This is a genomic window from Desulfosarcina sp. (assembly GCF_046496365.1).
Taxonomy (GTDB): Bacteria; Desulfobacterota; Desulfobacteria; order Desulfobacterales; family Desulfosarcinaceae; genus Desulfosarcina.
On the sequence record NZ_JAWOHB010000163.1, the window covers coordinates 1 to 10,433 of the forward strand.

General features: G+C 60.2%; 4 protein-coding genes. All 4 read left to right on the forward strand.

Annotation, left to right across the window (positions count from 1 at the left end):
* Positions 1–2,704, forward strand: a 2,704-nt coding sequence (locus R6V78_RS16760) for a PAS domain S-box protein (protein ID WP_410290531.1), incomplete at its 5' end; no start/stop codon positions are given.
* Between the two features lie 180 nt (positions 2,705–2,884).
* The gene (locus R6V78_RS16765; RefSeq protein WP_410290532.1) at positions 2,885–4,246 is read left to right on the forward strand and encodes a sigma-54-dependent transcriptional regulator; all 1,362 of its coding nucleotides are present in this window, start codon (positions 2,885–2,887) and stop codon (positions 4,244–4,246) included.
* Positions 4,247–4,561: 315 nt separating this feature from the next.
* Positions 4,562–4,927 (forward strand): PilZ domain-containing protein, encoded by a 366-nt coding sequence (locus R6V78_RS16770; protein WP_410290533.1) that lies wholly within the window; start codon positions 4,562–4,564, stop codon positions 4,925–4,927.
* A 106-nt stretch (positions 4,928–5,033) separates the two neighbouring features.
* Complete coding sequence (locus R6V78_RS16775; protein ID WP_410290534.1) at positions 5,034–10,319, forward strand: hypothetical protein; 5,286 nt, start codon at positions 5,034–5,036, stop codon at positions 10,317–10,319.
* Positions 10,320–10,433: the final 114 nt, after the last annotated feature.

Genomic DNA, 10,433 nt, shown 5'->3' on the forward strand with positions numbered 1-10,433 from the left:
CATGATTGCGCTTGTGATCTTCCAGATCCGCCGGTATGAGCGCTATCGACGGGAAAGCTACGAATCATTGGACCGGGCCAATATCCAGTTGGCCCGGCAGATCGATGAACGCGAGCGGGCCGAACTGGCCCTCAAGGAGAGCGAACAGCTGTTCAGAACCATTTTTGAAACCAGCCCGGATACGATCGTCCTGACCCGCATGGAGGACGATCTGATTGTTGATGTGAACCACGGGTTCACCCGACTGACGGGCTATGGAAAAGATGAGGTCATCGGCAGGGCCCTCAGTGAAATACCGCGCTGGAAAGATTTCAACATGCGCAATGCCTATACGGCAGCACTCGAAACCGGTCGACCCGTCCACAACCTCGAATTCAGTGTGCATACCAAGGCTGGGGGCATCCGGACCGTCCTGGTTTCGGCCAATACCGTCAATTTCAGCCGCAAGACCCTCCTGGTCACTTTGGCCCGGGACATCAGCGATCTGAAAGCCGTCGAAAATGAGTTGCGGCGCAGTGAAGCAAAGTTCAGGGGGATTTTCGAGTCGGCCGGCGATTTGATCCACCTTCTCGATCTGGATGGGAGTATTCTGCTTTCCAATTCCGCAGCCATGAACCATCTGGGGCTGCCCATGACTGAATTGCGCCGGCGGCAGCTGTCAGATTTTGTGGATGCGGCCTCCCGACCCCGATTTCAGACCCTGGTGAAACAGGTCACCGAAACGGGCCGCTTCAACGGCGAGTGTACGGTCACGGGTGCACGCGGGCGGTCGATCACGACGGACTGCTCGGCGTACCCCGTTCTGGACAGCCGGGGAAAAATCGCGTTTATTGTTATTTTTCAAAGGGATATTTCAATCCGCAAACAGATCGAACAAAAATTGCGCATCTCCTATGCGTTCATGAAGATTGCCAACGACAACCGGGAGATCAAAGGGATGCTCGGTCAATTCATTGCCAGCATCCAGGCCCATACCGGCTGCAGCGCGTGCACCATGTACCTGTTGAACGACCATGGCGATCTCGTTGACGCCGCAGCGCCGCACCCCGACGCTGACGACCTGGGCTGCCGGTTGGATGCCCCCTTTCTGAAAACCAGCCGCGGCATGTGTGCGCGTGTGGTGAACCAGGATGTCGATGCGCGCCTTGCCTGGTTTACTGCCTTTGGTTCCTATTTCCTCGCCGGCGGCGCGCATGCCGGCGATCCAGCGGCGGACGGTCCGAAAGCCTGCCCGGAAAAGCGGTGCGCGCGGCTGGGATACCGTTCCCTGGCGCTGGTTCCCATCAGGGTCGGCGAGCAGATTCTCGGCTTGATCCGGATTGCCGATACCCGCGAAGGCCTGCTTGATCATGAGATGGTCGAACGCATGGAGACGGTTTCCATGCATGCGGGTACGGCCATTCGGCGCCTGCGTGCGGAGGATGGGCTCGAGAGGGCCTACCATGAGCTGGAAAGGCGGGTCGCCGAGCGCACCCAGGCGCTGTCCGACATGAACCGGCAGCTGCAGGCCGAAATCGAGGAGCGCCGCAGGGTCGAGGAGCGCCTGCTTAAAAATCGCAACACGCTGCAGACGGTCATCGACGGGATCGGCGATTCACTGATTCTGGTGGATACGGATATGAAGCTCCGCATGCTGAACCGGGTAGCCGCAGCAACCTACCGTGTCGATTCACTGGACCAGGTGGTCGGCCGATTGTGCTACCAGGAGATCGGCCGCGGGGATTCTTGCATGGACTGCGCCATTCCACGGGCCATTCAGCGCGGTGAGAATGTTACCTTTGAGCGCCAGGGACTCGTCGATTCACAGCGGTTGGAGCGGATTACCATTTATCCGTTAAAGGAGGTCGACGACGCGTCAGGCGGCGCCATTATCCGCATCTGCGATATCACCGAGGAGAAACGCTTCGAGCAGCAGCTGATCCAGAGTGAAAAAATGGCCTCACTGGGCATCCTGGTGTCCAGCATCGGCCACGAGATCAACAACCCGAACAACTTTATTTCGTTCAACATTCCCATCCTGCGCGATTATCTGGAAGCGCTGATCCAAATTGCGGACCAGCATGCCGACACGCAGCCGGATTTCGAGCTGTTTCACATGCGCTACGACGAATTTCGCAATGATGTGCTAAAGCTGGTCGACAATATCGAACATGGTTCCAGTCGCATCAGCAGCTTCGTGTCGAACCTGCGCGAGTTCTCCCAAAACAACGTCAATCGGGAAAAAGAGTGGCTGGCGTTGCCGGTGGTGCTCGACGAGGTTCTGTCCATCTGCCGCAGCCAGATCAAGAAGCGGGTTCGGGATTTCACGCTAGACATTCCCGCCGACCTGCCCCGGATCTATGCCGACAAGTACTCCCTGGAGCAGATTATGCTGAATCTGATCGTCAACGCCGTCCAAGCCTCCGACAAGGAGGACTCCACGGTGAACGTATCGGCATCCACGGGGGATTCATGGCGCGACAGGATCATCATCCGTGTTTCCGACAATGGCTGTGGTATTGACGAAAAGCAGCTGGGGAAACTTTTCAATCCTTTCTATACCACCAAGCCGGCCGGCGAAGGCACCGGTTTGGGTTTATACGTGTGCCACAACCTGGTGGCGCGTCAGGGTGGACGCATCGAGGTGCAGACACGGCTGGGGGAAGGCAGCACGTTTACCATTTTCCTGCCGGACAGGGAGCGGCGGGAGAAAATCAGAGACTGAACATGGGGCAGTGGGGCTCGGTGACTCACCGCTGAGCGCGCAGAGACCGCGGAGAGGTGATTTAACCACAACAATCGCTGAGCGGCTTGCCTTTTAAAAATAACGCTCAGCGATCTTTGCGGTCTCTGCGGTTAAAAATATACCCAACGATGACAGAAGCCTAAGCGGAAGAGGAATCCAGTGAAGAACAGAATCCTTGTGGTTGATGACGAAATTGACTTCCTCGACAGCGTTCGTCGGGGGTTGATTACATCCGGTTTCAAGGGCATCCAGACCGAATCGGACCCGCGGATTGCCGCCGCCGCCGTCGAAAACGGGGCCGTGTTCGATATCGCCCTGATCGACATCACCATGCCCGGCATGGACGGCGTTCAGCTGCTGGAAATCTTCAAGAAACACCAGCCTCAGATCGAGTGCATCATGGTTACGGCCCTGGACGAAGCGCGCACGGCGGTCAACTGTTTGAAGATAGGCGCCTACGACTATCTGGTCAAACCGGTGTCCAAGGAGGATCTGATATCATCCATCCAGCGGGCGCTGGAGCGAAAGCGTCTCCTGGACATTCTCGACCTCGGCAAACGAAAATCGACCCCCGAATTGAAAAACCCGTCGGCATTCGCCCCCATCGTCACCCGCAACGAGCAGATGAACCGCATCCTCAAGATTGCTGAGCTGCACGCCGCCAGCGATGCGCCCATCCTCATCACCGGAGAGACGGGAACCGGCAAGGAACTTTTTTCTCAGGCCATCCATGCCGCCAGTGACCGTTCCGGCTGCCAGTTCACCGCCATCAACATGGATGCCATCACCGACAGCCTTTTCGATGCCGAGTTTTTCGGGCACACCAAAGGCGCCTATACCGGCGCGGACAAGGACCGGCCGGGCTACCTGGAAAACACCCACAAGGGCACCCTTTTCCTGGATGAGATCGGCAATCTGATGCCGACCCTGCAGGGAAAGCTTCTGCGCGTGCTGCAAAACGGGGAGTTTATCAAAATCGGCACCAACATCCCCCGCAAGGTGGACCTGCGGATCATTGCAGCCACCAACAAGGACCTGGACAGGATGATGGCTACGGGGCGCTTTCGCAAGGACCTCTACTACCGCTTGAGCGGCAGCTGGCTGCATCTGCCGCCGTTGCGGGAAAGGCTGGAGGATGTCCCCCTGCTGATCAACGATTTTCTCAAGGAGTTCGGCAGGCCCGATTCCGATGAAATCGACCCGGCGGCCATGGATGTGCTCATGGCCTACGACTACCCGGGCAATGTCCGGGAACTGAAATCGATTGTCAGATCGGCGGTGAATCTGGCCCAGGGAAAACCCATCCAGATCAACTGCCTGCCCACCCACATCCGCAACAGGGCCGTAAAATCCGTCCACCCGCTGCAGGATCAACCGGTCCCCACGCTGGCAGAGCTGGAAAAAAACCACATCTCGGCCGTCTACCGCATGCTGGACCACAACAAGGCCGAGAGTGCTCGGGTTCTGGGCATTGGCATCAACACCCTGCGCAGGAAGCTCAAGGCTTACGGCATCAAGTAGGACGATACGTCCTATGCCAAATGTGTTGCCTCCCAAAATGGGATCCATATCGATAACAAATAGAAATCGTTAGCGTTTTTTCCCTCAGACCTCCCATAATGGGAGGGGCGCCCCTCCGAAAACCAAACCCCTTCACCCGCCAACGCCGCTTAATTTTTATTACTAATTGGAATTATTGATAAATTTTTTATGGCACGTCTATTGCTGCGGACCTTTTCCAAAGCGGTTCCTCTGCCGGACCGGCGGGTTCGGGGGCGGATCCGATGACGGCAGAGGCAACACTATCATCAGCATGGCGGAAGGGTCTAAAAGGCCGTGAAAATCGAGCGACGCAAACATCCTCGACATCTGATGGCCGGAAAAGATGTGTTTGTTATGGATCAGTGTTCGGGAAAGGTGGCCATGCTTCGCGATCTCAGCACCAGCGGGATGCAGCTGAGTTATCCACCGGACCAATCCACCTGCAATCAATGGACCCTGATCGACATCTTTGCCGGCGAGCAGGCGCAAATCCTGCTTTCGGGTTTGACCTGCAAGATGGTTTACGATGTGGCCAGCCTCCTTGAAGACGGTAGTTTCACCGGCACGGATGTTCGGCTTTGCGGGGTGCGCTTCAACGGGTTGAAGCGTGTCCAGAAAGAAAACCTAGATAAGCTGATGGAAGGGGCAGCCGCCTCATGAGCGCGTGCCACCCGTAATGGACAACATGGCAACAGATTATTTTTCGTTCTTAACGACCAGATCGTCTACACAACCCAACTTTGGCCCGCACGAAAGGAGGACCAGAATGCAAATGACTAGCTTACTATCCACCAGAGGGAAGGTGACGGCGCGTATTGCCCTGATCGTCCCGCTCCTACTTGCATTCATGTGCGTCAATGCAGCGGCGTTTACTATTTCGGTGACCGACACCGACGGTGCCCCCATCAGCAATTTTCGCTGGGTCATCGAAGAGGACGCCACGTTTCACCCGGTGCCGGGAGACCCCACTGTTCCGGCCCTGGCGTTGAACTTTCACCGCAGCTACATGCCTGTGGTCCTGAGCGGCGACTCGGCCGTCGCCGCCGACCAGGCGGCCCTGGCTGCCTGGACGCCGGAAGCGGGCAAGCACTACTTCGTTTCCATCAGCCCCAGATCCACCGGCATGTACGCCATGGGCGGTGCGCCGGTCAAACCGGGTGCATCATCTGCAAGCGTCAAACTGAACCCGCTGCCGACGCCCACGGCCCAGATCTCCATTTTCGTGTTCCAGGATACCGACCCGATCAACAACGCCCCGGATCTGCCCCAGGAGCTGGGTCTGCCGGGCTTTCAGGTGAACCTGGTCGAGGCTGGCGGCCGTTTCGGCGTCTCCGGTGGACTGATCACCCAGGATGCGTTCGGCAACCCGGTGGTCAACGCCGCCCTGCCTGTCGCCGAACAGACCCCGGGCGTGTTGCTGACCAATGCAGACGGCATCGTGATCGTCAAAAACCTGCCGCCGGCAAAATACGGCATCACCGTCACGCCGCCGACAGGCTCGGGCTGGTTCCAGACCAGCACCATCGAGGGTTCCCCCACCATCGACGCCTGGGTAAAGGCCAACGAGCCACCGTACTTCACCGAGTTTGGCCCGGCTGGACACCACGCCGACTTCGGTTTCGTCCAGGTCATGGACGGCACCCAGGATCGTCTGGAGCCATTGGGACAACCCGACCTCAACGGCAGCTATACCATCAGCGGCACGGTGGTCAGCACGCACATGTCCCGTCCCCCGGACTACACCTTTTTCGGCGGCCATGATTTTCCCAATGTCTGGGTGGGGCTCAACGACGCCGCCCGCCAGGGGCTCTATGCCGCGCCTTTGACCAACGGCAGCGACTTCAGCATTCCCAATGTCCCCCCGGGCAACTACACCGTGGTGTTCTGGGACAGGCCCCTGGACATGGTTTTCGCCGCCCAGGCCGTCACCATCACCGACCAGAACGTGGACATGGGTGAGGTCGGCGTGTTCAACTGGTTCACCCATCTGCGCGGCAAGGTGTTTTTCGATAATAATCAGAACGGATTTCCGGATCCCGACGACCCGGGCCTATCCTCCTTCGTGACCCTGCGTTTTCGCGACGGATCGGTCTACGATGCGGGTGAAACCGAACCCGACGGCAGCTACGCCTTTGACGAGGTGTTTCCCTTTTTCGCCTGGCTGGTGGCCGAAGGGGATTTCGCCGCTCCCCGCCGGGCCACGGGTGCCACGATCGTGGTGGATGCCGGTGGCGAGGTTCCCCCCCACAACGGTTGGACCACGCCCTCCTTCGACCGCCTCAATCCACAGCCTCAACCGGACAACGGCGGTCTGCCCTACCGCACCGAGCAGGGTGAAGTGATCACCCAGGGCTTCCAGGGTTTCCTGGGTCAGACCAACGTGATCTACTGGGGCAAATCCAACTATGACACCGCCATCGGTGAAAACGGCGGTGTCTCCGGCGTTGTCTCCTACGACGTCACCCGGGCCGAAAACAACCCGGTGGACAACCTGGCCGAAGAGTGGCAGCCGGGTGTGCCGCGGGTGCCCATGGCGCTGTACCAGTATGATCCCGCCACGGGTGACATTGCCGACATCAACGGCGTAGCCGGCATTCAGCTGGCCGACGTGGACCACTTCCCCTTTGGCTGGAGCGAAGGCGGCGTCATGGGCGCCGAGGACATCGAGCGCAGCGGCATCCCCGGGTTCGACATGGGTGACGCCGTGCAGCTGGGTGCCACCGATAGCTGGGATGACAGTGCTCCCGACGGCTGCCCCAACGACGACCCGCTCGACCCCCTGAACATGGGCGACAAGTGCTACGACGGCCTGCGCAACTTCAACCAGGTTCGTAATGCAGTCTACGACGGCGGCTACGCCTTCCCCGGTCTCCAGGTTGATCCTGGTGCGACGAACCCCCTTGTGGAGAACAACGGCGGCATTGCCCCCGGTCGGTACATCGTCGAGGCCGTGCCCCCGCCGGGATACAAAATCGGCCGCGCCCAGGACAAGAATGTGGATTTCGGCGAAGCCTACATCGCACCGGATAACTTTCCGCCGGAGTGCGTGGGCGAGCCCTACGCGGTGCCCCAGTTCCTGGCGCTCTTCCCCGGTGAAGTGGTTCACCCCTTCTACGACCCGGAATCCCTCGACTACCAGGGACAACCCTATGACCCCAGCGATCCGGTCATGCTGCCGGACTGCAACCGCAAGCTGGTCACCGTGTCGGCGGGCCAGAACACGCCGGCGGACTTTTTCGTCTTCACCGATACGCCGGTATCCGGGCACCTCAGAGGCTTCATTCTGGATGACCTGGCCAACGAGTTCGACCCGGCCAATCCCAACTTCGGCGAAAAATACGCACCCCCCTGGGTGCCGGTGGGCGTCTACGACTACAACGGCAACCCGGTCACACGGCTCTATTCGGATCAGTTTGGCAACTACAACGGTCTGGTGCCGTCAACCTACACCACCAACATTCCCAGCCCCAGCGGGATGTCGCCCAACATGCTGATCGCCTGCATGAACGATCCGGGCCCCGTGGAGGTCTCCCCGGGGGTTTTCGACATCGACCCCTATTTCAAACGGCAGTACTCCCAGTTCTGCTACACCTTCCAGTACATGCCCGGAACCACCACCTACCTGGACACCCCGGTGCTGCCCATCGCCGCCTTCGCGGCCAAGGCCGACCGGCCCCTGGACTGTGAATTTCCCGACGGGACGCCGGTGATCCTGTCGGTCAGCGAACCCACCAACGGCTATGGCGGCGGGCCCTACGTGGAGCCGGGTTCAACTTATAAAACCCTGCAAATTACCGCTCTGGGCCCCATGCAGGTCACCAACCCGGCCTACACCCAGGACGGCGCTGAGCCATTGACCATCACCCGCTTTTACAATTTCGGCGCCAGCCCGGGCCAGATCAGCATGGTCAATGAGGACGGCGTCAGTGCCGACTTCACCATCGCGCCTGGCGGATGGGGCGCCAACCTGATCCAGCTGCGGGTCCACGCCGGCACCGAGCCGGGGGTCTACCAGCTCAAGGTGACCCGCACCAACGGCGTACCCGAGCCGATCACCTCGCCGATAGGCGTCAGCGTGACGGTGGGTCCGCTGCCGGGCGCCAACATGGTCCGTTCGGTCAGCCCGGGCGGATCGATCCAGACCGCCATCGACAGTGCCCTCCCCGGAGACCTGATCCTGGTGGCGCCGGGGACCTATGATGAGATGGTGATCATGTACAAGGCCGTCAAGCTCCAGGGCTGGGGTGCTCCCAGCGTGGTCATCAACGCGGTCAAACGACCGGGTGAGAAGCTGCAGCTGTGGCGCCAGAAGCTCGAAGATATCGTCACCAGCGATCCCTCTTATCTGCTGCCCGGACAGACCCCCGGCTTCGATCCGGCCAACAACGAACCGGGTCTGCTGACCGAGTCCGAAGGTCCGGGCATCCTGGTGATGGGCAACGAACCGGCTGAAGGCCAAGGTGCCTTCCAAGTCGGCAACCGCGCCCGCATCGACGGTGTATCCATCACCGGCGCCGACATCGGCGGGGCCATCGTGGTCAACGGCAACGCCCACGGCCTCGAGATCGGCAACAACCGCCTCTTCGGCAACGAAGGGCACTACGGCGGCGGCATCCAGGTGGGCTTCCCCTACACCGACACCGTCGTGGACGCCGGCAACGACAACCTTTACATCCACAACAACTGGGTTTCCGGCAACGGCAGCCCCATCGGCTACCCGGGCGGCATCGCCCTATACACCGGTGCACACGATTACCTGGTGGCCGACAACTACATCTGCGGCAACTTCGCCACCGGATCGGGCGGCGGTATCGGCCACATCGGCCTGAGCAACAACGGCCGCATCGCCGACAACGTCATCCTTTTCAACGCCTGCTTCAACCAGATGCCCATGGATATCGGCGGCGGCGGCATTGCCGTCGAGGGCGCCCAGGTGCTCAACGCGATCACCCCCGGTGCCGGCAACGTCGACATCGTCGACAACCTGATCAAGGGCAACTACGCCGGTTCCGGTGACGGCGCCGGCATCCGTCTGGCCTTTGTCAACGGTGAAGATGTCGGCTTCAGCTCCGATATCGACGACTGGTATTATGTCAACGTCTTCAACAACATGATCGTCAACAACGTCACCGGCCAATCCGGCGGCGGCATCTCCCTGCAGGACGCGGTGCGCGTGCGCATCATCAACAACACCATCGCCAACAACGACAGCACGGCCACGGTGGGCGCCCTGATCACGACGGACCCGGTGACCAATGTCACCTCGTCCGACCCGCAGCCGGGTGTCGGCATCGTCTCCCGGGCCAACACGACCGGTCTGGCGGCGGAGCTGCCGGCGGGCTTCCCGGGGTACTCCGACCCGACCCGCCTGGCCAACAACATCATCCACAACAACCGGGCCTTCATGTACGATTTGAACCTCGGCCTGACCCAGATGGGGGTGGACGACCTGGCCGTTGTGGGCACCGCTGCCGCGGCCCAGTTGGATCCGCGCTACAGCCTGCTGACCGACGCCGCAGGCTATCACGGGTCCAACTTCTCGGCAGATCCCCTGTTCGTGCTGGGCTACGAAAACGGCAAGAGCCTCAGCAACATCGTCCCCGAGGACTCCACCCCGCTGACTGCGGCGGCGACTGACGAGGGCGGCAACTACGTCGAGGTGCGCTACGATCCGATCACGCCGGTGGGGGACTACCACCTCACGGCCGGATCGTCGGCCGTCAACAACGGCTATGCCTACACCTTCGTGGCCGATCTGCAGACCGATATCGACGGCGACCTGCGGGTGCACAACCTGCCGGCCGAAACTTTTGACATCGGCGCCGATGAGGTGCCCGGGGTGATTGGCGGCAACGTGCAGTGCACCGGTGATCTGAACTTCGATCAGTCGGTGAACATCCGCGACTACCAGATCTTCATTTCTGAATGGGGTCGAAGCGACTGCAACGATCTGGACGGCGCGGCCTGCCTGGCCGACCTGAACCACAGCGGGTCCGTCAACATTCAGGACTACCAGATTTTCATCGCCGCTTACGGCCAACCTTGCAACTAACCAAACCGACAAACCCCGGCCGTCGCAGCGGCGGCCGGGGCCTCAAGAAAGGGGAATGCCATGAAGGCGTTTAGATTTTACCTCCAACTGATCCTGGCCCTCTTCATGCTGGCG